Annotated in this window: 23 protein-coding genes; all 23 read right to left on the bottom strand. The window is 59.3% G+C overall.

The annotated features are described in order from the left end of the window. Positions 1–305 precede the first annotated feature (305 nt). A complete protein-coding gene (locus tag Q8N04_04185) occupies positions 306–779 on the bottom strand; it encodes a hypothetical protein (GenBank protein MDP3089849.1) in 474 nt (157 codons plus the stop codon). An 11-nt stretch (positions 780–790) separates the two neighbouring features. Then, positions 791–1,231, bottom strand: coding sequence for a DUF2231 domain-containing protein (locus Q8N04_04180; protein ID MDP3089848.1), 441 nt, complete (start codon positions 1,229–1,231; stop codon positions 791–793). A 577-nt stretch (positions 1,232–1,808) separates the two neighbouring features. Next, complete coding sequence (locus tag Q8N04_04175) at positions 1,809–3,068, bottom strand: hypothetical protein (GenBank protein ID MDP3089847.1); 1,260 nt, start codon at positions 3,066–3,068, stop codon at positions 1,809–1,811. A 131-nt stretch (positions 3,069–3,199) separates the two neighbouring features. Beyond that, on the bottom strand, positions 3,200–3,676 hold the full coding sequence (locus Q8N04_04170) for a hypothetical protein (GenBank protein ID MDP3089846.1): 477 nt from the start codon (positions 3,674–3,676) through the stop codon (positions 3,200–3,202). Between the two features lie 61 nt (positions 3,677–3,737). Next, positions 3,738–4,055, bottom strand: coding sequence for a hypothetical protein (locus tag Q8N04_04165; GenBank protein MDP3089845.1), 318 nt, complete (start codon positions 4,053–4,055; stop codon positions 3,738–3,740). Continuing rightward, on the bottom strand, positions 4,046–4,777 hold the full coding sequence (locus tag Q8N04_04160) for a Rieske 2Fe-2S domain-containing protein (protein MDP3089844.1): 732 nt from the start codon (positions 4,775–4,777) through the stop codon (positions 4,046–4,048). Before Q8N04_04160 ends, Q8N04_04165 begins: the two co-directional genes overlap by 10 nt. 167 nt (positions 4,778–4,944) lie before the next feature. Next, positions 4,945–5,826, bottom strand: a complete 882-nt coding sequence (locus tag Q8N04_04155) for a fatty acid desaturase (GenBank protein ID MDP3089843.1) — start codon at positions 5,824–5,826, stop codon at positions 4,945–4,947. Positions 5,827–6,067: 241 nt separating this feature from the next. Continuing rightward, entirely contained in the window at positions 6,068–6,775 is a 708-nt protein-coding gene (locus Q8N04_04150; GenBank protein MDP3089842.1) for a hypothetical protein, read from the bottom strand. A gap of 233 nt (positions 6,776–7,008) precedes the next feature. Further along, positions 7,009–7,557: a hemerythrin domain-containing protein gene (locus Q8N04_04145; GenBank protein MDP3089841.1), complete on the bottom strand. Its 549-nt coding sequence runs from the start codon at positions 7,555–7,557 to the stop codon at positions 7,009–7,011. A 546-nt stretch (positions 7,558–8,103) separates the two neighbouring features. Continuing rightward, positions 8,104–8,814 carry a Crp/Fnr family transcriptional regulator gene (locus Q8N04_04140; protein MDP3089840.1) on the bottom strand — a complete coding sequence of 237 codons (711 nt, stop codon included), beginning with the start codon at positions 8,812–8,814 and terminating at the stop codon, positions 8,104–8,106. A 74-nt stretch (positions 8,815–8,888) separates the two neighbouring features. Next, positions 8,889–9,389: a hypothetical protein gene (locus Q8N04_04135; GenBank protein ID MDP3089839.1), complete on the bottom strand. Its 501-nt coding sequence runs from the start codon at positions 9,387–9,389 to the stop codon at positions 8,889–8,891. 3 nt (positions 9,390–9,392) lie between these two features. Next, positions 9,393–10,154 (bottom strand): 2OG-Fe(II) oxygenase, encoded by a 762-nt coding sequence (locus tag Q8N04_04130; GenBank protein ID MDP3089838.1) that lies wholly within the window; start codon positions 10,152–10,154, stop codon positions 9,393–9,395. A gap of 50 nt (positions 10,155–10,204) precedes the next feature. After that, positions 10,205–11,239 carry a hypothetical protein gene (locus tag Q8N04_04125; protein ID MDP3089837.1) on the bottom strand — a complete coding sequence of 345 codons (1,035 nt, stop codon included), beginning with the start codon at positions 11,237–11,239 and terminating at the stop codon, positions 10,205–10,207. A gap of 126 nt (positions 11,240–11,365) precedes the next feature. After that, positions 11,366–12,316 (bottom strand): SUMF1/EgtB/PvdO family nonheme iron enzyme, encoded by a 951-nt coding sequence (locus Q8N04_04120; protein ID MDP3089836.1) that lies wholly within the window; start codon positions 12,314–12,316, stop codon positions 11,366–11,368. A 46-nt stretch (positions 12,317–12,362) separates the two neighbouring features. Further along, positions 12,363–13,163: a formylglycine-generating enzyme family protein gene (locus tag Q8N04_04115; protein MDP3089835.1), complete on the bottom strand. Its 801-nt coding sequence runs from the start codon at positions 13,161–13,163 to the stop codon at positions 12,363–12,365. Between the two features lie 207 nt (positions 13,164–13,370). Continuing rightward, positions 13,371–14,312, bottom strand: a complete 942-nt coding sequence (locus Q8N04_04110) for a carboxypeptidase-like regulatory domain-containing protein (protein MDP3089834.1) — start codon at positions 14,310–14,312, stop codon at positions 13,371–13,373. A 183-nt stretch (positions 14,313–14,495) separates the two neighbouring features. Beyond that, positions 14,496–19,436, bottom strand: coding sequence for a hypothetical protein (locus Q8N04_04105; GenBank protein MDP3089833.1), 4,941 nt, complete (start codon positions 19,434–19,436; stop codon positions 14,496–14,498). 490 nt (positions 19,437–19,926) lie between these two features. Beyond that, positions 19,927–21,321 (bottom strand): sigma-54 dependent transcriptional regulator, encoded by a 1,395-nt coding sequence (locus Q8N04_04100; GenBank protein MDP3089832.1) that lies wholly within the window; start codon positions 21,319–21,321, stop codon positions 19,927–19,929. A 60-nt stretch (positions 21,322–21,381) separates the two neighbouring features. Continuing rightward, positions 21,382–21,942 (bottom strand): response regulator, encoded by a 561-nt coding sequence (locus tag Q8N04_04095; protein ID MDP3089831.1) that lies wholly within the window; start codon positions 21,940–21,942, stop codon positions 21,382–21,384. Between the two features lie 57 nt (positions 21,943–21,999). Then, the gene (locus Q8N04_04090) at positions 22,000–24,285 is read right to left on the bottom strand and encodes a PAS domain S-box protein (GenBank protein MDP3089830.1); all 2,286 of its coding nucleotides are present in this window, start codon (positions 24,283–24,285) and stop codon (positions 22,000–22,002) included. 36 nt (positions 24,286–24,321) lie between these two features. Continuing rightward, the gene (locus tag Q8N04_04085; GenBank protein MDP3089829.1) at positions 24,322–25,698 is read right to left on the bottom strand and encodes a sigma-54 dependent transcriptional regulator; all 1,377 of its coding nucleotides are present in this window, start codon (positions 25,696–25,698) and stop codon (positions 24,322–24,324) included. A 284-nt stretch (positions 25,699–25,982) separates the two neighbouring features. Continuing rightward, positions 25,983–26,222: a hypothetical protein gene (locus tag Q8N04_04080; GenBank protein MDP3089828.1), complete on the bottom strand. Its 240-nt coding sequence runs from the start codon at positions 26,220–26,222 to the stop codon at positions 25,983–25,985. Continuing rightward, complete coding sequence (locus tag Q8N04_04075; GenBank protein MDP3089827.1) at positions 26,219–26,476, bottom strand: type II toxin-antitoxin system HicA family toxin; 258 nt, start codon at positions 26,474–26,476, stop codon at positions 26,219–26,221. The genes Q8N04_04080 and Q8N04_04075 overlap by 4 nt, the downstream gene beginning before the upstream one ends. Positions 26,477–26,481: the final 5 nt, after the last annotated feature.

The following is a 26,481-nucleotide window of genomic DNA, read 5'->3' as shown; positions in this document are numbered from 1 at the left end:
CGGTCGCGATCTTGCGCCGACGCGATGGACACAATGCCGACCGGCAGCAGCATGGCTGCGGCCACTGCGATGGAAAGAATCATTCTGGACTTCATCTGACACCTCCTTGTGCACGTAACCGTGAGCGACATTGCTCGCGGCTAAAACAGGCCACAGGCCTGCTTCCTTACGCTCGCCATCCGGCCATAGCGATCACGTTGAGTAGGAGTCACCGTTCCTGAAATGGATTCAGCCTTCCCTGAAATCGCTCGCCCCCTTCACGATCCTCCGAACGCATTCTCCTGCTGATAACTGAACGCTGACGGTTACTTATCCACGCCGAATCGATACAAATCGTGGCATGTCGTGCAGCGCGCCGTCATGCTCGACAGACGCTGTAGAATCTGTTGCGGCGTTTCCTTCTGCGCGATCGCGTCGGCCAGGGCATCCATATCGCGATGGATCGACATTCCCATCTGTTTGAACGGCAGCGGGAGCTTCACCATGATCGCCGGATTCACATCTGCCGCCATACCCATGCCGGCGGCGCGCGCCGCCTGTTCAATCTGCTGCCGGTCTGCCGGCTGATCCTGCCCTGCCACGCCGGTGACCACTGCATGCACCGCCTTCAGCAGCTGTCGCATTTCCCCAAGGATCAGATCCCGCTCGCTTGGAGCCAGTCGTATTTCCATGCGACCGTCAGCTCCTTTGGTCGTCAAACCGTTCACGAAAAACCAACCGGCTCCGACGAGCGTGACGACCCAGAGCACAACCGCAACGATACAGAAGCGTGCTTTCATCTTAGTTCCTTTCAAGGAGCTTTCGCGGGATACCCCGCCACGCCGGCGCCATAGTCGTAGACCAGACTCCCGCCGTAGTAACTGGCCGCTAAGAGCACGACAATTCCTACAAGGCCAAGTCCCACCGAAACTGCGCGCCGCTCCCTCACGAACCCGAGCCCCATGATAACTCGCCATCCCAGCAGCCCGAGGAAAATCCAGAACGTCGCAAAACCCAACCCCTCATGCAGCTCAAGCACCGACTCTGGAACGCCGCTGGGCTCAACGGCTTCTTCAGCCATATGACCGGAGATTACGGCCGCGAGCGCGCCTGCAAGTCCCAACACCAGTGTATAGAGGCTGGCGATTCGGCACTCTTCAGAACGCCACTTCCCTCCCAGCAGATCGAAAAAGACCGCAGCTGATAAGAGCGCGATCGGAAAGTGCACCAGCATGGGATGAATGGGATGCATGGTTGTCCTCCGAGATCTGGGTTCCTTATTTTGGCGCTTCCGGGTTTCCTGTGGGTCAGAGAACGATCTCGCACCCCCGGCTTGACGCTCTCCACGTTGCGTCATCCCCCTCCTTCGTAAGGAGGGGCCAGGGGAGGTCGAAGACTTGGGGGCCATGCGGACAAGCACGGCAAACATACGCGCACGCTAGCCTTCGGAGACTCGACCCCACCTCCCCTCCCCTTACGAAGGGGAGGTATCGGAGAAGGGGAGGTATCGGAAAGGGGGACGCGACGCGGTAGACCGAGCCCCAGGCCCTTGACCCACTCGATTTCCGGATGCCCTTATTTTGTAGAGTGCAAGCAGAGGGCCGAAACTACGGCCAGGATCCGAAGCTATTCCCGGCAGGAACTTCCAGCAATTCCACAGTCCCAGACAAGCGGATGGGCTTCAGGAGGGGAGTCTTTCCCCAGCCATTCGATTTGCACTGAGGCAGAACGGGGCACTTGCGGGGGATGAGCCGGGCAGGGCTGGATCAGCCCTTGAGAAACAGCACAGGCCTCCGGACATGCATCCGGCGGCCTGTGCATCGCACTCGTTATTTTCTCACCGCGATTCCGTGAGTATCGGCGGTTTCTTTGTCGTCTTTCTTATTCGTAATGACCGCCTGTCCCTTGTAATGTCCGACTTTGCCGTCGGCATCCACATGGATCACACCGACACCGGGGATGGTCCCCTTGGCGTTGTGCGCGACCTTATCGTTCCCGGTTAATGGATTGGGGCCGCGAAGACCGACGAAGACGTACTGTCCATCCGGCGCGACATCCATCAAATCGGGAGCCGGATCCTGGTTCGCATCGCTCACCAGGTCGATTGAACCTACCGAGAAGTTACTGAGCGTGTCGATGATCTCAACGTTGTTGCCGGCCCGATCCGCACTCCAGACATAGCGGCCGACGCCGATCATGCCGTGCGAATCGGCAAACTTGTCGTCCCGCTGCGAGACCAGCTTGGCTGATACTTTGGCGGGCAGGCCCGAGATATCGAGCGCATACACATCGTAGGAGAGCGGCGCCACCGGCCACCCGCCTCCGGAATTGATATACATCGTGTCGCCGACTTGCACTCCGCCGCAGCCGGCCGGATGAACCTGGTTATTGTCCAGCATCGCCACCGCCTTCATCGGGGTCACCGTCACGTCAAACACCAGCAACCCGCCGCCACGCAGCGTCACAAACGCATAGCGGCTCGACGATTCGGTGATCGGGCAGATCGGCGATGTATCCGGACGCTCGCCCCCTTCGAACGCGACCAGGTTCACAACATCTTTCTCAGGATCGAAGCTGAACTTATGCGCGGCATAGTCCGTCCAGATCCGGATGAATTTCTTCTCTGCAATGTTCGCGGCAATCGCCATCTTCTGATCCGGCGTCGGCCAGGCGGCATGGACGTTCTTCCCCATGGACAGACAGGCATCCGGCTTCTTCGTCGCTGCGTCTATGAACAGGACGTGGCCGCTCAGGAAAGAAATAATGGCATGGTCCTGATTCTTATTGAAAAACAGCATGTGCGGGCGACGCACGGCCTTCTTGGTCGCCTCCTCGCAGAACTTGCCGATGTCGCCGGCAAAGTCGATCGTCATCGTCGGCTTCGCCGAGGCAGGATTCGCCGCGAGCTGCGCCCCATCATAGATGTGGAGATAGCCGCCGCTTTCCTTCCCGGTATCGGACTGATCGGTCAACCACACTTCATAGGCCCAGGCGGGCGCGCCGCCGCCAAGCGTCACCCCCAGAGCAACCCACGCACCAACGATCGTGGAGAAACACCATGTCCGCCTTGTAGTGCTTATCTGTCTCATGATTGTTGGCCTCCTTCTGCCTCGCGTGACGCGAACGAGAACAATTCCTCGCTCGCCACCTCGCACTCTGTTGTCTAGCTTAGAAGGATTACTGAATGAGAGCAACTGACCGGCCCTGGCATCTGCAATGGCTACGATCGAGCCAGCACCACCGCTGCGATCATCACTGCCAGCGCGACCAGCAGGGAGAGGCGCGGCACCCAACGAGCCGTCCGCACGAGGATCTGCTCCCACGCCGTCCTTGCAGCGGCTGGTGTCACGCTGATCTGACTGACCCGCGGCCCGAGCAGGAGATCATGCAGCACCGTGAGAAGGAGAAGGAGTCCGACGAGGGACAATTTTACGATCAAGATCGCGGGCCAGCCAGTCACAGCGACCAACGACAGTCCTCGGTTAAGAAGCAGCACGGGACCGGTCGTCAGCAACACGGCAATGGCACTCCACACAACGAGGCGGAATCGCAACGCGGCGGATCGAAACAGCGCCATGAATTCAGGCGCAGCCTTGCGGCTTCTGACAAGAGGGGCCAGGACCAGCGAGAGAAAGATCATCCCGCCGATCCAACTGATCGCGGCGAGCAGATGGAGCCAGATCAGAACAATCGTCATGCGTCACGCCCACTTCTCCGCCTATTTCCGAGTCGAGCGGAATCGGCTTTCGCATAATCCATCAGGTGACCCATCTGAGCGTGACCTTCTCCGGAACCGGATGCTGCGGGTTGGGCACGCCGGCCGATTTGTCCAGATGATACTTCTGCAACTGGCGGTACCAGACGGCCAGTCTGTCAGACTCCAGGCTCAAATTCATCGCGCTCTTGTGACAATGCCCCTGCTCCTGCAGTTCAATAATACAGCGGTCCTGCCGAAGGACGATCCCGCCTATCAGCCGCGCGAGCCAGACGAGCGGAAACACCCCGCGGAGAAAATTCCACCCCATCGTGAAGTCCAAGCGCGTGGAGTGTTCCGTGAGCGGCGTGATCACGACCATGATCGCCCCCCCCAGCGCGCGCCCACCTCGAACGTTTCCAGATGAATCCCCGGCATAAGGAAATCCACCGTGGTCTTCGCCGGCGCGAGCGTCGGAGTCACGGCGCGAAAGACAATCGTGTTCGGCAGGAGCACATTGGTGGACACGGTTCGAAAGCCCTGCGGCAACCGTATAAATTCTTTCTCCTTCAACCTCTGGGCCTTCCGCCGGCGAAAGATGCCGGTGTGAACGAAGGGGACGTGGGCCGGATCAATGAAGTTGTCGACCGCGAACTCCATCCTGCTCTTGACCGGCATGGACATCCTCAACATAGACACCGGACTGCCGTCCGCAGGCACTGGAAACGTCGGCGGCGGGGCCACCGGTATCGGACATCGTTCGTTCCCCACATAGACCCAGATCCATCCATCTTGTTCCTGCACCGGATAGGATCGGACACAGGCCGACTTCGGCGCGGCGCCAGCCCCTAGGACCGGCGCCTCCAGACAGGCCCCCGAAGTCGAAAATCGCCACCCATGATACGGACACTGGATAGATTCACCCTCCAACCTGCCGGACGAGAGAGGGACTCCCCGATGAGAACACCGATCCTCCAGCGCCTGCGCCGTTCCTGAACGGTTGCGGACCAGGACGATCGCTTGATTCGCCAGCGCTGTGGCCGTCAGATGGCCTGGTCGAACCAGCCGAGATTCGGCGGCAATGTACCAGAAACCGGCGAGCATTGTGTTACGAGGTCCTTTCTCTGATCATGACCGCTTCTGCTGCAATCGCCGCTGTTCAGGCGAGAGGCACGGGGCCAGAGGCTAGGGGTGACCAAAAGAAATATCTTCCCTCTCGCCTTGTGCCCCTGGCCCCTCGCCTGGTTTGTATCCGACTTCGCAACGAACCATCATGAATAATGTGACCTGACACCATCCTCCGAATCGAATCGGACCAGCCCTTCGGCGAGTCCAAACCGGGATAACCCGTAGATGAGCCACTTCGACGGATCAAAGTTGTACCACAGAGGCCCGTTCCGGTAGTCTCGCTGGAAGGCGTGATGGTAGTTGTGATAGCCCTCCCCCAGCGTGATCAGCGACACCCACCAACTGTCCCGACTGGTATTGGCCTGACTGTAGGGCTGACGGCCCCACAGGTGACAGATGGAATTGATGCAGAACGTGGAGTTCAGCACCAGAAAGACCCGCCCGACGCCGGCCAACAAGAAGCAACTGAGACCATCCCATGCCCCTCCGGCCGACAGACCAACCACAAACGGCAGCGCCAGGCCGGACAGGACGATGGGAACATACCAACGGTGCTGCCACATCACCACGCGATCTTCCCGCAGCCAGGGCGCGAATCGTTCGGTCTTGTGCGGATCTTTCGTGAAGAGCCAGCCGCAGTGGCTGTACCAGAATCCTTTCGTCGCATTGTAGGGATCCTCCTCCTGATCCACACGCGCATGGTGCCGCGCATGATCGGTGCCCCATTTCAGCGCCGAGTTCTCCAGCGCCCAGCCGCCCGCAACCAAAAACACAGCCTTGACCCAGTCGGGGCACCGGAAGCTGCGATGGGAAATCATCCGGTGGTACCCCACGGTAATGCCCAGTCCGCTGATGAGATAGAGGATGCCGCCCATGGCCCAGTCCAGCCGCGTATAGCCATGGACGTAGCCGAAGAGCGGCACCCCGATGAGGGCCGTCACCGCGACCAGCGAGAACAGCGCTGCCGTCGGGATATCCCACGCTCTTCGACCGTTCTCTACGACCGCATTCAGGTGATGGCTCATAGCCCCCGCCTCCTTATCCCGTGAGTGGCAGCCGCTCCAACGTACTGATCGTCGGAAAATTACAGAAGCTGGATCGTGTTCCTGTCTGGATCGACGAGACAGAATCAATAGCTGCCATCCCAATGGCGTCTAGCAGGAAATCCCGGAATACGTTGCTTCATTATCCTGTTCAAGCACGCGGCAAGAGGCGCAAGGCAAAGGGAAGAACAGCCCTCACCCCTTTGCCTTGCACCCGCATTGATCAGAACGAGATCCCCACGTACGGGCCAACCTGGAAGTAATCGTTCACCGTGTTGGTCATGCGGGCCGTCAGGTGATAGCGGGCATCGACGCCGACCTTGAACGCCTTCCACACCTGCACCTCAAATCCCGCGCCGAACTGCAGGCCCATATCGAGATATTGCGTCTTGTTCGACGGCGGGCTGATCACGTGAAAATCGAGACCGATTGGAATGATCCAGGGCCGAAACATGCTCCCCTCCATGAATTTAATCTTCGGCGCGACGTTAATCGTCATCATGGTGAGCTGGACTTCCTGCGGATCAAGGGCAGTTGCGCCGGTCAGCACATGGGTCGCGATGCTTCCTGCGGCATTGTTCACCCTGTGAGAGTTAATCCGGTTGAACTGTAGCCCGATTTCCCCGAGCACCGAGGTCTTGTCCATTGCCCCCCACACATCTTTCGAGAGCATCAAGTCGAGCCCCGCGCCGGCATACCACCCCGCATTGCCTCCATTGACTCCACCGGCTCCCAACACGCCGTTCGTATCCGAAAAAATCTGCGTACCACGATCCTGGTTCAAATTCATGAACCCGCCCTTGAAGAACACCTGATTGCCGGCGCCGTCCTCAGCCGAAACCGGCGACACACCAGAGGCAACGAGCCCCCCGGCGATCGCAGCTCCGACACACCACACTCCAATGCTCCGCACAATTCTCTGAACCTGCATGATATCCCCCTCCTTGATGTGGCACAGGAGAGCCTGATGGGCTCTCCTGTTGGCTTACCGTCTTGCACCCGCCGACCCGAGGCATGAGCAGGGTAAGCACGCGGTTTACTCTTCTGAACATCGTGACGTTCCTCTTCTTAGCCCTGCGACGATCGTCGAACGCATCGGCGGCACTCGTGTGGCCTCACTCAAGCGAGTCGCGCTCATCACGCCTTTCCCGCTCATAGTGGACTTCACACTTGCAACATGCGCCGGCTGATCCGCCGTTTCTGCTCGGTCGTCAGCCGCATCTCGGCCAAGACAAACAGCACCCGTTCCTCGCAGGAGATATGTCCGCGATAGCGACGGATCAGCGCGCAAAGTGCTGCGTTCAGCGGTCCCAGTCCACCGAGATTCCCCGCCACCGCTGAACTTCGACCATCGGCCCGTTTTCCTCTGAGCCTTCTCATCACCGCGGTCGCGTCGGCTTTCAGCATCCGGTGTTCGTCTAAGAAGCTCTGGAACTGTTCTTGCCCTTCCTGCTTCCGGCCAAGGATTCGCTGGAGGTCTGCGACCAACATCTCTTCCCGTTTGAAATGAACTCCCACGCGGCCGGTAAAGAATTGGAGCAGTTCCCGCAGCGTGCTCCGATCCGGTCCCACCGCCACGCCGCTCCCGGCGGAGCGAGGGCTCATCGCCGTTTCGATCATCGCCAGTTGGTCCAAAATCATTCCGTGCTCCCGCTTGAGAAGGGCCACTGGATCGACTGTGACACTCGTTCGCCTGCATCCTTGAGGCACCATCGTTCGCGAGTCCCATGTACAGAAGCTCGAACGTGCGAGCACCGTGGCCTCCTTACGTCGCGCTCACTCTACCGAAAAGAAAGGCGGACCCAGACTGGGATCGGTCAATCCGGCCTATGATTCATATCAATACTTTGGGATAGGCCATTGGACCTATGCCGCAATGGCGTGGCGAGGGGTCCGAGGCCAGGGGTCCGAGGCCAGGGGCGAGGGGGCGGAGCGACTTCTCAGACGGGAATCCTCAGGCGGGACTCCACGTTTCACGTTCCACGAATGAAGCTCCCCGCAGCAGCCTACTCCGCCGAAGTAGCCACTTCGGCTACGAAGGCCGGAAGCTGCGGGGTATCTTGCGAAATTCTTCGACCCGTCGGCCAGAGCCTTTGGGCGGCGTGCCGAAGCCACTACCCTCCTTCGCCAAGGCTACGGAGGGTTCTCCCCGCCTTCATCCCCGTAGCAGCCTACTCCGCCGAAGTAGTCACTTCGGCTACGAAGGCCGGAAGCTACGGGGTATTCGGCGAAGGAGAATAACGTTTGACGGGTTGTGGCTCAGCGTCGGGCAATTCTGGCGAGACGGTCTGGATTCAGCAATGTGATCGTTCTTCCATCGATAGTGAGCACCCTCTCATCCCGGAACACACTGAGCAGGCGGATGGCGGTTTCAACCGTGATCCCGGCCATCTCCGCCACTTCTTCCCGTTTGAGCGTGAGTCCAACCCGGACTTGATCGGCGTCGTGTTTGCCGAATCGGTCGCCGAGGTCCAAGAGCAGGCCGGCCAGCCGCTCGCGGGCCGTCTTGAACGTGAACTGGTCGAGATGATCCATATTCACCCCAACCTCATTACTGAGGAGTTGGATCAGCTTGATCGCCAGTTGGGGATTCCGGTGGATGACCGCGAGGTAGCGCTCCTTGTCGATAACGCAGACTTGAGAGGCCTCCAACGTCTCGCACGTCACTTCATGAAGGGCTCTATCTCCGAATACGTGTTTCTCGATCAGCTCACCAGGGCCCAAGATCCTGACGATCTGCCGCTGACCTCGCGCCGAAGAACGAGTCAGCTTGACCTTGCCCGCGCACAACACATAGAGGCCCAAACACACGTGGCCTTCGTAGAAGACGGTCTGGTGAGACTCGTAATCGAGGGAGCGTTTGATGTGCTGAAATTCGGCGAGGTCGTCTCCTTCGATGTCGCACAACACCGCCTTCGCGCGAAACGCGCAGGTGTCGCAATGCTCGATGAGACAGGGCTTCCGTTTCACGACCTGCCGATCATTGTGGCGGCACGCTCTGCATGCAATTCAACATTCACCATTGAACATTCACCATTCACCCCTCATCCCTCAGGCAGCCTGAGATTCGGGCACCACTCCACTTCGGCGTGTATCGCAATCGCCTTCAATTGAGCGCGAATGGATGGGACGCCGATCTCCCGAACGACTTGCAGGCAGCGCGCACAGATGAACTGGCAATGAGAGACACAGGCGCGGTCCGGGCAACTGCCCGCATCGCCGATCTTCGCGGCCTGCCGCGCGCAATAGGCCTGAGGGTCGAGTTCAGCCAGGCTTTCGCGGTAACACCTCAGCGCGCTCAAAAACTTCGTCAGACCTTCGACAGGTCGTTCATTGATCGACACCTGGACACCCGGAAGCTCGGCCGCCGCGCCGATCAGTCGCTCCACGAGATCGAACGACAGAGAAAGATCCGGAAAGGTCGCCAGGTATACCGGCGACCGGCCCTCCGTCTCCATTTGAAACATCGGAGCTGAACGGGCCAGGCTGAGCACCAGAGGCAATGTCTCGGACTTGGACTGGGGAATCCGCAGAGCCAAACGCATGACTTATCCTTTCCTCTTCGACGGATTCCACCGGAGCAGCGCGGCGGGTCCAAAGTAGGCAAACGCATCCTTGAGATTGGAAAACGTCTTCTTGAACGGTCCCATCTCCTGATTCGTCACGTACTGCAGCGTGAGCACCACCCGTTCCTCGCCCTTTCCGAGGGGCGTGACGGCATGCCAGAGTTTGTCGCCGTTGAAGAGCACGGCCGTCCCAGGGTCCATGGGAATCCGTGTTTCCCTGATTTCTTCGGTCTCTCCGCTCTTCCGGACGCGGGCCACCAGCCGGCAGCGTTCCGATCGCTCAACCAACCCGATCAACACCGTATATCGTTTCCCTTTGTAGTAGGAGGTATCGTAATGAAAGCCGATGTGATCGCCGGGCTGCTGGTAATAGTACAGGGCGCACGAATGGGGATCGTCTTCGGGACAGAGCAGGAGGGGCGCCTCCACGAGCCGGCTCAGGAATGTGAGCAGGGCCGGCGAGCGATAGAGGAAGAGGATGGCCGACGCCTTGTCGAGGAGCGTGTAGAAACTGACGCTGCCTCCCTTCTTGTGTCCGGGAACATAATTCCGATTGACGTCGGGCGTCAGCAGATCCACCTCGTCGAGCAACTGATCAACCACGGGCTGCGTGAGCGTGAGAAAGCGCTCCAGGACAACAAACTCATTCTGATCGCGGTAGCAACGGCCTATTTCCTCAAGATCCACCCCTTCGGTCGCTCGTATGACCTCACGTTCGATGCTGAGCTTGAGATTCCGCATCATCTCTCCCGACGGGAACAGCCCGCGCCTGTTCTTAGCCCGGACGGCCTCTTTCAGGGACTCATCGTCGCCTGAGCCTGACACTCGCCGGGCGTCATATACAGCAGATAGTTCCCCATCCCATGGTTGGGCTGGGGATCGTGAAGAGGCCGGTGATGCACCATCACCACCTCGTACGCATCGCGGCGATTCACGCCGAACCCCTGGGCGCTGTGATAAATCTGATGCGGCAGGAACGACAAGAAGGCTCCATCCGGTCCCACGTCGGGCACCGTTCGAAGCAGCGTCCGTTGCGCCGTCTTGTTTTCCAGCGCGATCAGCAACACTTGGTCGTGCCCGTGCGGGTAGGCAAACTTCACGCAGCCATCCATGCTGAACGTGAGCGGCGCCTTGTCCACCTGCACGCCGGGTTTGACTTCGATCCCCTCATCGGTTTCGTCCGCGCGCCGTTTCGGGAATTGGCTGTAACAGACCGTGTTCACGCCGACCTGGTAGACATCCAAGGCTTGTAGTACGGTCCCCTTGGGCGCCATCTCCATCGTGAAGCTGGCCATCACATCCTTCGTCGGAGGCACGCCGTGATAGAACGCGACGATGGCCATGAGTTTCTGGGCTTTGGCGATCTTTACGCCATACCCGGCGGGAAATCGCGCCTCCGTCATCTCCAGACCGGCCCCGGCGAAAAACAACGGCTCACCTGGGCACGAGACACTGTCTTTATCCTGGTTGATGAGCAGAATGTGGTGAAGATACTGGCGCGGCAGATCCACCCCGTCCTTCGTAAACACCCTCGATTGATATCCGACCATCGTCATATCGTCGGGCAACGTAAAGACGTGTTTCGGCAGGCTGGCCGCCAGGTCACCATCGTGTCCGGACGGCAAGTCCACCGGCCCGAATGTCACCGTCACACGGTTGCCCTCATACGTGACCGCCGTCCTCGTCTGCCCCAGCAGTTGGGGCACCTCATGCGCGCTGTGCGTGCCACCGGCCAGCGCAGTGCCCGTCAGAGCGAGAGCGAGGACACAGGCGCCCGGCGCCGACATGACGCCTGGGCGAGACCGTAGCAGAGCGGAGAATCGAATCATCTTACTAGCCCTCCTTGATAGCCCTTCGCGACTCGTCATGCGCCAACCGTCACTGACAGGACGTCACACGCCAACCGTCAAACGTCATTCGATCAGCGGCTTTCACGGTTGACGAATGACGACGACTCACGACTGACGGTCACCGCTTGACGGCTGCGCCGACTGCGCGCAACGAAATCCCATCCAATTGATCTTGGTGTTGGGATCGGTCCCGTTCCGCATGGCAACGCGCATCGTCGTCGTGCTGTCCATCCACCCGCCTCCGCGGAAGGCCTTCTGCGTGCCCGTCTCCGAGCCTTTCGGATTGCGATCCGGCGCGGACGCGTAATAATCCTTGTCGTACCAGTCGGACACCCATTCGGACACGTTCCCGATCGTTTGATAGAGCCCATACGGGCTGACGGCTTTGTCGTACCGATCGACAGAAATGATCGGGGGATAGAGCAGCAACCGCTCCGGACGATCGCGCACAGGACCGGACAGCCCGGTCCGTCCAAAGTTTGCCCTCGTGGGTCCGGCAAGCTCCGGTCCCCAGGGGAAAAGCCGCCCATCGGTGCCGCGCGCCGCCTTCTCCCATTCCGCTTCCGTCGGCAACCGCCGCCCCGCCCACTTGCAGTAGGCATCCGCGTCATACCAGGACACATGCATGATGGGATGGTGCGCCATGGTCTCCTGGAAATTCCCACCGTCATACCGCCAGTCCAATTGCGGCTTCCGATCGGTCGCCAGGATAAACTTCAGATATTCCAGCGCCGTCACTTCGTACTTGCCGATTTCGAACGCATCCAGATAAACCCGGCGCTGCGGCATTTCCCCGCGATAGGCAAGCCGATCCGTCTTTTTATCGCTGCCCATGATAAATTCACCGGCCGGCACCAGGACCATTTCATCCTTGGACTTCCAATTCGCCACCCGATCAACAGCGATTTTCTTGCCCGCCTCAGTCCACTCGATGACGATGTCTTGAGTATCCAACCCCCAGGCCACCTTCGCCATGACCAAGAGTGCAGCCGTAATCAACACCGCGTTGATCACCCACTCCCACTTTCTGAAATGCTCCGCTTCCTTCCGTTCCATACTCGGCCTCCTCGTTATTGAAGTGTCAATCGTCATGCGTCATACGTCAATCGTTCCGGACGGTGAGGCCCTTGACGACATCCTCACCGGTTGACGATTGACGAGTGACTATTGACGGTCTTTCTGATCGTGCACAGCGAAATCCTGTGAGGTAACTCTTCCTTGTCGGCTCTCCGCCGTTGCGCCCGGCGGACCGCGCTACTTCCGGATCTTCGTTCCATGAGCCGCCGCGAAACACTTTCAACTCCCCCGTCTTCGGACCTTGCGGATTTTCGTTAATCCCCGAGCGGTAATAGTCCGGATCGAACCAATCCGACACCCACTCACTGACGTTGCCGGCCAGCTGGTAGACCCCGTAGGGACTCACCCCTTTGTCATACCGATTGATGTTGGCCAACGGCGGATACTTGGCGCCCCGCTTCGACCCGGAATGCGCGATGTTACTCTTGATCCAGCCGGCCGGTTCATCGCCCCAGGGAAACATCCGGCCATCGGAGCCCCGGGCCGCCTTCTCCCACTCCGCTTCGGTGGGCAGGCGCTTGCCCGCCCAGCGGCAATAGGCATCGGCCTCCTGCCAGCTGACATTGATCACCGGATGGGTGGCCATCTTGTCGGGGAACGGCTTGGCCCGCCAGAACTGCGGCCAGCTCGCGCCGGTTGACAGCACAAATCTCAGATACTCCACGTTCGAGACTTCGTAGCGATCGATCTCAAATGCATTGAGCGTGACGCGGTGCAGCGGTTGTTCTTGCGGCCCGGCCGCCGGATCCTTCCGGGGATCGCTGCCCATCAAGAATTCACCGACCGGCACCGTGACCATGCCGCCCGGCACGTCCATTGTGGCCATGTACTCGACCTCGTCCAGCGGCGTCCAGAGCGGAGGCTGTGCCGAGGATTCATGATTGGCGTGAGCTACGCTCCGGGCTACGAGGCAAGAGGCAAGGGGCAAGAGGCAGGAAAGAACACCCGCGTACAACAAACCGCTCCTCCTTTTGCCTCTCATTGTCTACCCTCTCGCCCCTAGGCTCTAGCCCCTCGCCGTTTAGTATAGCCTTCAGTGATCCTGCATGTGGTCCTGCTTGTGGACCAACGGATCAATCTCTTTCTTGGTTTCCTCGGTCACGTTATAGCGCGTGTACGCATGCTCTAACACCTCGTTGGCGTAGAGCCTTCCCGTCGGAGCCGGAACCCCGATCGTGGTCTCGACAGTGGCCTTCGGGCCGATGGTGACCATCTGCTCGGTCGCGGTCCTGACATAGGGATGCCATACCACCAGCTTGTAGGTGCCCGGTGGCACATCCGTGATCGTGAACCGCCCCTGCTCGTCTGTCTTGGCAAAGTACGGGTTCGTAACAGCCACTCCCCAGCTTTCCATATAGGCGTGGAACCCACATTGCATCACAAAGATCCGGCGGTTCTTGCTGAGCTTCACCAGTTCTTTCATCGGCGGGCCGGCCATGTGTTTGTGATACATCCCGGCTTCGGTGCGATCCTTAAAGTTGCGCGGATGTTGCGGATTCATCGGCAGCGGCACGTTGAAGAGGACGCGCGCGCCCAAGTTCGACGTTTCGTAGGCCTGGATATCATGCATGACCGGATCCATGTTGACCACGGTCACCGATTGATCGTCCCGCACGACCGTGGTGAACGGCAGGAACAGGCAATCTTTGGCTTCGATTTGCGGCACGCCTCCTCCATTGAATGGCTTGCCTTTCTCGATCCCTTCCAGATAGACCACGACCTCGCGAAACTCGCCCGCCGGGCCGACTTGGAATGGTTGCAAGATCCGCCAGCCCTGTCCGTCCGAAATGCGCCCGCAATAGAACGGGTCAGGCAACGTAGTCAAGTTGTAACCCTTGGGCTTGGGAACTGCCCCCTCAAGCGTCACCGCCCCCTTGATGGTGCCTCCATCAGAAACCGTGATTTCTTCATAGGCCAAGGCGGGACTTCCCAGTGCCAGCGCCAGTATCGCTGCTATGAATTGTGTCCTGATCATTTGTGTTCTCCAGCCTCCTTCGTCATTCCGAGGTTGAGGTTAAAGTTGAGCATCCATCCATTATACAGAATACAGGGACCTCAACCCTAACCTCAGCCACGCCCTGACCTTCAAAAACACAAGTGGGGGAGCCGCATGTTACAGGCAGCTCCCCCACGAGGTGTTACACCATGTCCGCTCCGCTTACTTCATCGCGGTCGGAATGGCTTTCACTGCGGGCTCCACTTCCGCCTGCTTGGCGCCCATCCCGTGGGTACCGAGCGGTTGGATCCGTGAATCGCCGGCCGGCAAGACACGGAGGTAGCCCCACTGTCCTGACTGCGTGTAGGGCAGCCGTGCGTTGGACCACACGAAGTCTCCCACCTGACGATACGGGCCGCCCGCACCGCCACGGAGGAACACATCGAGGGTCTCCGATCCGGCATACTCCACCACACTGATCTGGTCGGCACCGGGCATGTACGGCTCGATCGGCCACTCATGGCCTTCGACCGCAAACATCCCGTTCTGCTCGCTGTTCGCACCGATGACATGGATGCGAACGGCATCACCCGCATGCGCCTCGATCAGAGGCGTGATGGGATCCTCGGGCTTATCCACCGCACAGGGCTGGAAGATCTTCCCGAGCGAGCAGCCTTGCTCTTCGCGGAACTTGTACGGTTCGGCGCGGTAATTTACCGACGTCAAACCGGCGACGTTCTGCACATAGGGCATGAACGCGGTTCCGATGATGTTGTCTTCATCCTGGAAGAACAGGGCGACATCGCGATAGTTCCGCTTGCCAACGTTTTCAGGCAAGCTGGCATCGACGATGACGTCCGCTCTCCATGAATTCTTCTGAGAGCTGTCGGCACCGGTCACCGGGTCGCGATACTGCGACCCGCGCGGACCGACGACGATGGCGCCGTACAATCCGTTACGCGGATTGACGACAACGTTCCCACCGTCCCACACCAGCGACGTCGTTTCCTTATTGGAAGGATGCGCGTAGTAGGTATAGCCGCGGCTTTCGCCAGGAGCGATGGTTTGATCGCCGGGGTTGTTCCCGACGTTCAGGCCCTGGCTGTCTTTCGGATCAAAGGCCAATCCTGGCGCAAAGAACGACGCCCGGCTCGCCTTCATCTTGTTCTTCAGATTCACCTTGATGCAGTCACCAAGGTTGACGCGCAGCGTCAGCGGATTCGGTGTTGCCCCGCTGGCTACCGTCGTGGCTTCCGCTTCGAGCGCGAAGATCTTGCCTTCCGGCATGGTCATTTCAATCTTCCGCTCGAAGTCCACCTCGATCGCATCCGGCGCCTTCGGATGGAGCTTCATCGGGCGATCCAACGCCACGACGTTGAAGCTCTTCACCGGAGCGTCAGCCGGACAGACTGAGCTGGGGGTGGCTGGGATCCCGAGGGGATTGGTCCCCTTGGGGAGCGGCTTCAGATCCGCCGTTTCCTTATCGAGCACACGCACGATGCCCCATCCACCTTCGGCGAAGTGCGACGTTCTGCCGTTGAAGTGGATGTAGTCACCGGGCATACCCTGGAATCCGCCCGCCTTGGTCACGAGGTCATACCGCTCGGCGATCCCGACGTGAATCGAGTTCTTCCGGTTGGCATCCGCCGCATACCGTTCCGTGAGGAAGGTGTGGCCGGCGATCGTCCAGACGTGCGATTCGTTCATCAGCTGGTGCAACAGACGGAACACCATGGTGTCGCCCGTGTACGCCCGCAGGAGCGGTGTACCCGGATCCCCATGGATCGCACTGCTGAACAGCTTTGACGTATCCGGATTGTTCGAGAGGCGCTGCGCAAACGGGGCCGCGCGGAAGTTGAAACCGCTGCCGGTCGTATGCGTCCCGCCGTTGATGTACTTATTCGGCGCGTTCAAGATCTTATCGGGCATCTGGAACGACACCGTCTTCCCGGCTTCCAACGCCACTTCGATCGGCTGTCCCGGAGGATTGCCGGCTTCGATGACGTTGACCGTGTGCGGCACCGTGTCGTGGATGGAGACCATCAACTCACGGAAGCTGCCGCTCACACCGGCGCCGATCGGCTCGTTGCTGTGAATGTCCGCGATCGGACCGCTCCACACCAGCTTGCCGTTCTTCGGATCGTGATAGGTGGACCCGAACGGCTCCACGATCGTCACGCCGAACCCGCCATGCGGCCAGGTCGTCGCGCCGAACGCGTGGTCATGCCAGAACACCGTCCCCAAATCCACATCCACCCACCACCGATAGCGCACAAACTCCGGCGACACGAGGTCGTTCGCCGGATGATTGTTCTTTAACGGCTTGAAGAACGTCACCTGATCGCCCTTGATGTCCTTGATCCTGACGACTTCGGAACAGCTCTTGTCCCGCGGCAGCGACGCTGTGGCATCATTGCCCTTCTCCAAGCAATCCATACCCACCATCAACTCGGTGTTGGGGTGGAACAGCGCCGCTCCCGGCGCCATCTGGATCTTCACGGAGGTGGCGCCGGCCTTTGCCTCGCCCACGAGCTTGGCAACCATCGGTGCAGGCAATCCGTGCTTCGTTTTCTTCCCCCACATCGTGAAGGGGCGCACGGACATTTCATACTCCATCCCGGAGATCACACCGTCCGAGTTCCCTGTATCGAACTGGAAGAAGTGGGGATGGATATTGATCTTGGACGACTGGAAGTTCGTGTAGTCGTCGTCGTCCCACTCACTGGTGAGAACCAAGTCCACACAGTCATACACGTTGGCGCGAATGACCGCCGGGAGCTTGAGATCGTCGTTGGCTCTGGTCAACCGCTCTTCTTCGTGGAGCAGATAGATCAGACCATCCTTGTCCACCATGGCCGGCTCTTTTCCTTGCTTCTTGGCGAGGGTGATCGGCATGCGGACAAAGTGAATGTTATAGAACTTCCGGTTCGCATTGACCGGGCAGAGACTCCAACGTCCCTGCTCACCGGGCTGTGCCGGTTCGGACGTCCGCTCACCGTTGGCATCCTGGTGGATCGGCTCCAGCCAGGGCGCACCACTGTGGTTCGCGGAGAACGGATTGCGCTTGCCGAAGTGCGGCTTCAGCAACGGCCAGGCCATCTTCCCTGTCGTCGGATCGAACAGGATTGCAGGCCTCGTGCTGTCATCCCACTTGGCTGCGGCGGGATACTTTGGATATTTCGCTGTACTTTCCCGCTCACCGACGGCCACGTTGCCGTTCCACTTCCAGTCCCACACGGTCGCATCATAGGCCATGATCTGGCCCTTTTCGTCGTCCGTATGGCCCGGCTTGCCCTGAGCTGGAACGAACATCTCCACCCAATCCTTGACGCTCACGATGATCGGGTCGGACTTCCAGTTGGTCTTCTCGTTCTTGTCGACGATCTTGAAGGTCTTCCCGAACCAATCGACGGTCGTCCCGATCAATTTGTCGGACGACACGCCGAGCCTCATCCGGCCTTTCCGGTCCGGCAATTCCTGCAGGTCCGGCATCGTGTCGGTATGCGCCGCGCCGACTTGCAACGTGTTATAGAACCGGCCGTACCCCCACATCCCCGCCACATAATGGTGCGCGACGTGGCAGTGATAGAGGAATTCGCCGGCCAGATGCTGACAGCCGCCGCCGCCGCATTCCGGCTCCAGGTCCAACGCTTCGGACGGACCGATGACTTCCACGTCGACACGGTCGGACTTCGTCCGGACGACCGGGTACTTCACCGGACCATCCTGACCCATGGCCCACATGTTATTAGGCTCGGTGCCAGGGCTACGCTGCCAGCGGATGGTTCCGCTATGGGGATGGTGGGAATGGAACACTTCCGATCCACCGTGCACGACCCGCCACTTCACCGGCTCGCCCAGATACCCGCGGGCAACCGTGGTCGGCGGATCGCCGAACGTATAGCCGCTATAGGCCATCGACTCATCCTCGAAGCCGAAATACTCGTGCTGGAGGTGCATTTCATCGATGCCGAACGGCTCGCTGCGATAATTCAGCGCACGACCGCCCGGTCGATACGCATCCGTCAACGGATCGCGCTGCGGCAAAAAGTCACCCTTCTTGTTCAGCGGCCGGAACGCCTCGTCGCCGATTTCGTGATAGAAGATCACGAACTCGCGGAAGTCCGGTCCGGATCCGTTATCGATGTTCACCTGCCAACCACTCGCGACTTCCTTGTCAGGGCCGCTACCGATTGAATCGAGATACTTCGACCCCTTCGGCTCCACGATAAAGGCGCCGAAGAGACCGAGCACCGTCAACTCACGGTCATGGCTGTAGGAATGGAATTGGCGCACCCCTTCCTGCATCTGCGGATGGATGTACCATTCGAATTCCTGGCTCTTGCCCGGCGCTACGATCGACTCCGGATTGGTCGTCGTCGCCGGCTTCCCGGTGGCGCTCACGATCATACTGGAGGCGCTGATGAACAGACTGCCATCCTCGCTCTCCATCTGGTTGCGGAGAGTCATCTTGACGCAATCGCCCTGGTTCGCGCGAAGCACCAGCGGCTGAATCGCGTCACCCTGCAGGCCCGTCGTGACCGCGCCCGGATCAAACCCGTCCTTTTCACGAGCCGCTTTGTTCTTGGCTTCCTCGCCGCGAACCTTGCCGAGATCCTGGGTCAGCGCATACATATAGCCGGGATAGAAATCGAGCCAGCGGTTTAACGTGACCTCGATGTTGATCATCGAGACATCGTACTGCTTGGTGGGCGCACCGGCCGGGCACTTCCCACCGGACGTCATGACGGGCTCGCCCTTCGATCCATCCGACATGAGCAGGAAGCTGCTGCCGTCCTGTCCCATGTACTGGTGCATCATCGACATGTCGTTGAATGCACCGGACGCCGGGGTCGCCTGCGCATCTTTCTTCGCCTGGCTCCCCAGCTTCTCCATCAAACGATGGTGCTGCATCTCCATCTTCTCTGCATTACCGGCACGACCCTCGATGGCGTTTTCCACCACCGTCTGGCCCTTGAGCTGTTGCGTCCAACCCGGCATCGCGACCGGAGTCGCGTGACCGTCATGCGACGGTTCACCAGGCCCTGCCGCAAACAGCCCTGGTGCAACCACCAGGCTGCCCGTCAGCAACACGCTGTGCAGCATCAACGACAGGCGGCTACACCGCCGCTGACGCTGAGATTGAAGTTGAAAAACCCTCATACACGGCCTCCCCCTGTTATGACCGCCTCTTCCATGGGCGGACTGTTGAAACACACCGATGAAACAACCGACTATGAATACCCTTCAACTGCCCTCCGAGTACCTTCTTTGCTAAAAGTACCGGCCTCCGACTCTCTCCGGCCTCTCCCCTGGAGGGAATTAGAGCTGGTGAAGGATCCTTCTTGCGAAGGAAGGGCTATTCGGAGGCCGGTCCAAAATGACCCAGACCTTCACCAGCGAGACGTTTTACCCGCAAGCGTTGTGCCTAAGTGACGACCGTTCCAGCATATTTTCGATTCTCCAGTCCTGGAGCGGCTCCAGTGCCGTTCACTCTTTCCTCACCACCTGTCACTCGACAGGCATGATTCCACATCCGTAGACAGTCCAACAGGCCACGAACTTCCAAGGCCTGCGTTTTCAGATAGTTGCACTGTCTACACAACTAGACAGTACGGCATGATCGGTTGGGGCAAATGAGGACACAAGAGGATTATTGGAGGCCGTATTCTCTGAGCTTATTGTAGAGGCCCGCCCTGCTGATCTTGAGCATCTTGGCTGCTCTGAGTCGATTCCCGCCGGTCTTCCTCAAGGCCTCGACGATGCGCGCCCGTTCGGTATGACTGACGGCATCCCGGACCACCATGCGCAGTCCTTCCTCAGGCGCCTTGGATCCCAACGCCACAATATCGCCGCAGGTCAGATCCGGACCTATCGTTGTGACGACCGCCCGCTCAATGTAGTGCTGCAACTCACGAACGTTCCCCGGCCAGGCCGCCTCACTGAGCGCATGCATCACATCGGAGGATACCGTTCTCGGCGACTGACGATGGCGTTTACAGGAGGCAACCACAAAATGGTCGACTAACAAAGGAACATCTTCTCGCCGCTCTCGAAGCGGAGGGAGAAACAACGGCAAGACCGCTAGACGATAATAGAGATCCTGCCGGAACGCCTTGGCCTTGACCAATTCGGTTAGGTCTTTGTTCGTCGCCGACACCACCCGCACATCGACTTTGATCGGCTGGTTGCCTCCCACCCGTTTCACTTCCCCTTCCTGCAGCACCCGCAACAATTTGGCCTGGAAGGTCGGCGTCGTATCGGCGATTTCATCCAGAAAAATCGTCCCGCCGTCAGCCTCTTCGAATAGACCCCGCTTATTGGCCGTGGCCCCGGTAAATGATCCCTTCATATGGCCGAACAACTCACTCTCCAACAACGTCTCCGGAAGCGATCCGCAATCCACCACCACAAACGGTTTATCCCGGCGATCGCTGAGGCGATGAATGGTCTTGGCGACCAATTCCTTGCCCGTGCCGCTTTCGCCCTGGATTAAGACCGTCGCCTGACTTTCCGCCACCAGCGCAATCATGTCGAAGAGTTGCTGCATCGTCGCACTGCGGCCGATGAGGTCACCCAGATGCTCCCGTACCATCGGAGCCGGAAGATCCTCCGGCACCTGAAGTGCCGGTCGAGGGGTTCGCTTAGTGGGAGGGGTAAACAGCACCAGCATGGACGCGATCTGCCCGTCACTTCCAACCAGAGGAAACGCCTGATACATCCCGCAGGCCGCTCCGTCCCCTCCGGCCGTGCAGGAGACCGACTGAATCCCCGGCGACTCAAACACCTTGGTAGCCGGACAAGCACCACAGGGGTCACTGCGATGCGCAAACGCCTCGTAGCACTTCGCATGAGACGACTCACCCTCGTCGGCCCCATGGTCCGTCCAAGCCGCCGAGTTGGCGTACACCACATTGAAGTCGCGATCCATCACCGCCACACGATCCGATATCCCGCCCGCAAGCTGCCGGATCGCTTCAATCCGCGCCGCGATGATTGGATCGTCGAAAGGGGAACCCACAGCTCCATCCGCCTGAGATCCGGCCATCTCATCTACTCCATTCCATTTGAGCGCACGTGAACGATAACCCGCCGTGGCCACTCCGTCTTAGCTCATAGACCAACTTTTATTGCCAAGCAACTGCTTCACACAGCACTTCAATTCTGCCAGGTGAATCGGCTTACTGAGGTAGGCCGTCGCGCCAGCCCGAAGCACATCCATCCTCACTCCGTCGTCCCCGAACGCCGTCATGACGACGATAGGACAATGCGGAACGACCGCCCGCAGACGATTCACATAGTCAACACCGCCCCCGGTCAACCAAATCTCGGTCAGAATCAAATCCGGCACTGCCCGGAGGACCAAGTGAAAGGCCTCTTCCCCGTCTCCGGCTTCCCGAAGAACGTATCCTTCACTCCGCAACCCGTCGAGCAGGAGGCTGCGCATCTCTCCATCGTCATCCACCACAAGTACTGACGGCTTGCCTTCGATCACAACCACACCTTCCTGAGCAATCCCCTTCCACGGCCCATCCGTGTGTCCGACGAAGTCGCAAAGACAGTGCCATTGCGACAGCTCACCGTCCCTCACAAATCTGGCTATTTTACAGGCGATTTGTAACGAAGGACCGGTCCCGCGACCGTAGGCTGAAGAGAAACACCCCAACATCTGAGCATCCGACTGGTGCAAGATGCCCCAACCGAGACACGACGCGATCGGCGACCGCTACCCGCTCTTGGGCAACAAAATCGTAAACGTCGTTCCCTTACCCTCCAGACTTTCAGCTGCGATCGAACCGTGATGCTCTTCGATAATGCCTTTCACCACTGTGAGCCCCAACCCCGTTCCTTTGCCAAACTCTTTGGTGGTGAAGAACGGGTCAAACACCCTGGCGATCACCTCCGGAGGAATCCCGTGGCCCGTATCAGCCACCGTGAGCTTGACCATGGTGTCAGCCTGAGCCATCCCGATGCGGAGCTGCCCGCCTTCCGGCATGGCGTGGACGGCGTTCATGATGAGATTGATGAGCACCTGATTCATTTGGTCGGCATCAGCCTGCACTTGGGGGCACGCCTCATCCAGTTGCATCTCGACCTGCACCCGGCTTTTCGCCAGCCGTTCCTGGAACATCTCGACACTGTTCTCGATGACATCCCGCAGGACCAGCGGGCCGCGCGCCGGCGGTTTCCGCCGGGCGAACGCCAGGAGCTGATTCATGACACGCGTAATCCGTTCCACCTGCGCCACGATCGTCTGCAAGCCCTTCTTCACCGTCTCATCCGTCACGCGATCCATCAGATATTCTGCGCGGCCCAGAATGACGTTCATGGGCGTCCCGATTTCATGCGCCATCCCTGACGCGACGGTCCCAAGCTCCGCGATTCTCTCCGTCTTTCGCAAACGGTCCTGCAACCGTTTCCGCTCGCTGATGTCGCGCAGCATCACCAAGATGGCCGGACCTTCTTCATCGGAGAATCCCGCCGAGCTGACCTCGACATCCATGGCTATGCCATCTTGCCTGGTGATCCGCTCCTCAACCATCGGTGTCACCTGGCTGCCGCCAAGCAGTTCACCGGCCCGCTCGCACATGGCCTGATGGCAATCCTGATGAAAGAGATCGAAGGAAGACCTTCCGACAATCTCCTCGGCCTTCACGGCGCCGAACAGCTTGAGCGCCTGATCGTTCGCAAAAATGACCCGATCGGCCCGGATCACGAGAATGCCGTACGGTGACACCGCGACCAGACGCCGATATCGCTCTTCGCTCTGCCGGATCAGATGTTCCACGCGCTTGCGAGCGGTCACGTCCTGCGTGGTCCCGACCACACGAGTCACTCGAAGGCCGGCGCCCGCTCCTTCAAAAAACGCCTGCGCCCGCACCACCATCCATCTCACTTCCCCGTCGGGATATTGCATCCGACACTCTGACGTAAACCGCGCGTCAGGCGCGTCAGGCCGATGCGTCGCCGTCATCAGCTCCTGCAGGGCGTGAAGATCGTCGGGATGCACGCAGGCCATCATGGCTCCGAGCGAAACGCCGGTCCCGCAGCGATAGATCGCCTGGGCACGGGCATCCAGCTGGACCAGATCTGTCTCCACATCATGTTCCCAGGCCCCGAGCTGCCCGGCTTCAAGAGCGAGTCTGGATCGCTCTTCGATTCCCCGCAGTTGTTCTTCGGCCCGCAGCCGCTCCGTAATGTCTCGAAGAATGACGGTGTAAAACGTTTTGCCTTCCACCACGATATGGGAAATCGCGGCTTCGACCGGAAACTCTTCGCCGTTCGCGCGAAGCCCCATCACCTTCCCGAGCTGCCCCATCTTCCGGCTGGTCACGCGGGATCGTCCGAACTCCTCCACATGATGCCGATGGGCTTCTCGAAACCGCGCCGGCAGAAATCTGTCTACCGGCTGACCAATCGCCTCGCGAGCAGGGCATTGAAACATCTCTTCGGCGGCCGCGTTGAACAACAGGATCTGCATCCGGTCATCGCTGGTGATAATGGCATCCATGGCGGACTGGACAATCCCGTCCAATCGGAGGCTGCTGAGCAGTAATTCGCGGGCGGCTTGCGACTCCCGGTGAATCGCGCCGGTGGCACTGGCTTCAGCCAGTTCACGCGCCGCCACCGCCGCTTCCCGCCCGGCTTCTGCCTGGGCCTGCGCGGCCCGGGCACCGACGAGCTGGCTGCGCGCCTGCTTCTGCCGGACGATCATCCAGGTGACGCCCCACATGACCATCAGGCCGAGCACACGATTCATCAGCGCCACGGCCGGATGAATGTCGCGCGGCGAAAAATACCCGCCTAAGGCGGTCAACAAGGTGACCACCGCGGCAAAATTGTAGGAATCACGATCGCGAGGAGATTGCAGGGTCAACACAAGGGGGATGAAATACAACAGCCAGTCAGCCCATCCCAATGGAGTCAGGAGATCGAGTATAAAAATAGATAGGGTGAGCAGGACAACAGCCCCTGCTCCCAGGCGGGTAGATTTTTCCAGCGGCGGATTCACGAGGGTCTTGGACCGGCGTGCATGGTGGACGATAGTCTACTCGTGAGTCTTCGCTTCTTCAATCTCGCCGAGCTTGCGGTAGAGGGTCTTCCGGTCGATGCCCAAGGCCTGCGCGGCCTGATACTTGTTCCCGCCGGTCTTGTCGAGAATCTTCTTGATATACTCTTGCTCGATCTCATGCAGCGGCAGCATCTTTTCCGCCGCTTCGTCGAGCACTCGCCGGTCCCCGCGAGCCCCCTGCACCGCCGGCGGCAGATCGTCCGGCGCAATCTTCTCGCCGCGATTGAGCGTCACCGCGCGCTCCACGACATTTTCCAACTCTCGGACATTGCCCGGCCAGCTGTAATCCATCAACATCGCCAAGGCTGACTCGCTGACGCCTTTGACCTCCTTGTTCCGGGCCGCGGCGCATTTCTTCAAGAACGCTTCCACCAGGATCGGAATATCCTCCCGGCGATCCCGCAACGGAGGCAATACCACTTCGATCACATTGAGGCGATAGAACAGATCGTCACGAAACCGTTTTGCCTTCACCTCTTCCGCGAGATGCAGGTTGGTGGCGGCAATGATGCGCACATCGACGGCGATCGGCTTATTGGCGCCGACCCGGCGAATTTCCTTTTCCTGGATGGCGCGCAGCAGCTTCGCCTGGAGCATGATCGGCAGCTCGCTGATCTCGTCGAGAAAGAGCGTCCCCTTTTGCGCCTCCTCAAACAACCCGCGTTTGTCCGACTTCGCATCGGTAAACGCCCCGCGCATATGACCGAAGAGTTCGCTCTCCAACAGCTGCTCGGGAATCGCAGCGCAATTCACCGGGATGAACGGGGCGTCTTTCCGGTCACTGTTGTAATGAATGGCTTTCGCCACCAGCTCTTTCCCCGTTCCACTTTCTCCGGTGATGAGCACATTGGTCGGACTATCCGCGACGCGACGGATCAAATCGAACACCGCCTGAATCGCCTTGCTCTTCCCAAGAATGTGATGAAAACTGTACTCCTTGTGCACTTCTTTCCTGAGCCGGCTCACTTCTCTCCGAAGCGCGGATTCGCGTACCGCGCGCTCGACGACTCGAATAATTTCCTCGGTCTTGACCGGCTTGGTGAGATAATCGCTCGCGCCTCGCTTCATCGCCTCCACGGCCGTTTCGACAGACCCGAACGCGGTCATGAGGATCACGCCGATGTCGGGGTACAGCCGCTTGATCTCCACCAACAGTTCGGTCCCCAGCATCCCCTTCATTCTCAAATCGGTGAGCACGACGGCGAAATCTTCTTCGGCCAAGAGCTTCAGCGCCTCCTGCCCGCTTCCCGCCGTCGAAATCTGATGGCCGCGATCCTTGAGCACGTCAAAGACCAGCTCGCGCATCTCAGCGTCGTCATCGACAACCAGCACCGCGCCCCATTCTTCCGTCATACTCGACTCCTTCATCTCGTCATCGCTGGGGCAGCCTAATCCGCCTTCGCTGGCTCTTCAAGCCCAAAGTGCCCCGAAATGCCACAGTGAAATTTCGACCCCTGTGGGCTTATGCCCCAAAGAGGATCCTTTACGCGAGGAATTTTCCGGTTCCCACGCTACTAAGCAAAGGGAAGGCCAGGGGAGAGGAAGGGCAGAAAGGAAACCGGCAGGCTAAACGCAAAACACCCGCGCAAAGACTGAGAAACAACACGGCATCCTAAATGTCTTTCTCAGTCTCAGCATTACGCAACGTGCTGCATCTTGGTGGCGAAGTCACGCCCGGAGGTTGGAAGAGGCAACGGCTTACCATCCTTGGTATACAATTCGATCGCCTCCTCAACCACCTGGCAAAGCTCGTTGAAGACTTCTTTTTCATCACTTCCGTGGCAGCCTCCATATATGAGACCAGGAGCACTTCCTACGTAGCACTGATCCTCCTCCGACCACTCAACAATCTTCACGTATTTGGCGCTATCTTTCATTTCTTCGCCTCCTCAATTGCAAGCTGGACAGCTCGAACCTGATAGTGTTTCGCATCCTCGCCTGGTTTGCCAGAAATAGTCACTGGTTTGGTCGCCTTCGGGTGGACAAAGTTTCTGTGGCTTCCTTTGCCGCCTCGGTTCACGAACCCAGCCTGTTTCCCTCCGCCTGTTACACCATCAATACGAAGCCCATGGAAGGAATACGCCAGCACCGTTGCTGTTTCAATGAGCCGCACATTGCAGGATGCTTTCACGGCTT

It is taken from the genome of Nitrospira sp. (assembly GCA_030692565.1).
Taxonomy (GTDB): Bacteria; Nitrospirota; Nitrospiria; order Nitrospirales; family Nitrospiraceae; genus Nitrospira_D.
Note: the sequence above shows the minus strand (reverse complement) of the source record. Positions and strands in the feature narration are given on the sequence as shown.

Excerpts from the sequence above, each read along its gene's own strand:
- Q8N04_04185 (MDP3089849.1), bottom strand. The coding sequence starts at position 779 with ATGAAAGCACGCTTCTGTATCGTTGCGGTTGTGCTCTGGGTCGTCACG.
- Q8N04_04180 (MDP3089848.1), bottom strand. The coding sequence starts at position 1,231 with ATGCATCCCATTCATCCCATGCTGGTGCACTTTCCGATCGCGCTCTTA.
- Q8N04_04175 (MDP3089847.1), bottom strand. The coding sequence starts at position 3,068 with ATGAGACAGATAAGCACTACAAGGCGGACATGGTGTTTCTCCACGATC.
- Q8N04_04170 (MDP3089846.1), bottom strand. The coding sequence starts at position 3,676 with ATGACGATTGTTCTGATCTGGCTCCATCTGCTCGCCGCGATCAGTTGG.
- Q8N04_04165 (MDP3089845.1), bottom strand. The coding sequence starts at position 4,055 with ATGGTCGTGATCACGCCGCTCACGGAACACTCCACGCGCTTGGACTTC.
- Q8N04_04160 (MDP3089844.1), bottom strand. The coding sequence starts at position 4,777 with ATGCTCGCCGGTTTCTGGTACATTGCCGCCGAATCTCGGCTGGTTCGA.
- Q8N04_04155 (MDP3089843.1), bottom strand. The coding sequence starts at position 5,826 with ATGAGCCATCACCTGAATGCGGTCGTAGAGAACGGTCGAAGAGCGTGG.
- Q8N04_04150 (MDP3089842.1), bottom strand. The coding sequence starts at position 6,775 with ATGCAGGTTCAGAGAATTGTGCGGAGCATTGGAGTGTGGTGTGTCGGA.
- Q8N04_04145 (MDP3089841.1), bottom strand. The coding sequence starts at position 7,557 with ATGGTGCCTCAAGGATGCAGGCGAACGAGTGTCACAGTCGATCCAGTG.
- Q8N04_04135 (MDP3089839.1), bottom strand. The coding sequence starts at position 9,389 with ATGCGTTTGGCTCTGCGGATTCCCCAGTCCAAGTCCGAGACATTGCCT.
- Q8N04_04130 (MDP3089838.1), bottom strand. The coding sequence starts at position 10,154 with ATGATGCGGAATCTCAAGCTCAGCATCGAACGTGAGGTCATACGAGCG.
- Q8N04_04125 (MDP3089837.1), bottom strand. The coding sequence starts at position 11,239 with ATGATTCGATTCTCCGCTCTGCTACGGTCTCGCCCAGGCGTCATGTCG.
- Q8N04_04120 (MDP3089836.1), bottom strand. The coding sequence starts at position 12,316 with ATGGAACGGAAGGAAGCGGAGCATTTCAGAAAGTGGGAGTGGGTGATC.
- Q8N04_04115 (MDP3089835.1), bottom strand. The coding sequence starts at position 13,163 with ATGGCCACAATGGACGTGCCGGGCGGCATGGTCACGGTGCCGGTCGGT.
- Q8N04_04110 (MDP3089834.1), bottom strand. The coding sequence starts at position 14,312 with ATGATCAGGACACAATTCATAGCAGCGATACTGGCGCTGGCACTGGGA.
- Q8N04_04105 (MDP3089833.1), bottom strand. The coding sequence starts at position 19,436 with ATGAGGGTTTTTCAACTTCAATCTCAGCGTCAGCGGCGGTGTAGCCGC.
- Q8N04_04100 (MDP3089832.1), bottom strand. The coding sequence starts at position 21,321 with ATGGCCGGATCTCAGGCGGATGGAGCTGTGGGTTCCCCTTTCGACGAT.
- Q8N04_04095 (MDP3089831.1), bottom strand. The coding sequence starts at position 21,942 with ATGTTGGGGTGTTTCTCTTCAGCCTACGGTCGCGGGACCGGTCCTTCG.
- Q8N04_04085 (MDP3089829.1), bottom strand. The coding sequence starts at position 25,698 with ATGACGGAAGAATGGGGCGCGGTGCTGGTTGTCGATGACGACGCTGAG.
- Q8N04_04080 (MDP3089828.1), bottom strand. The coding sequence starts at position 26,222 with ATGAAAGATAGCGCCAAATACGTGAAGATTGTTGAGTGGTCGGAGGAG.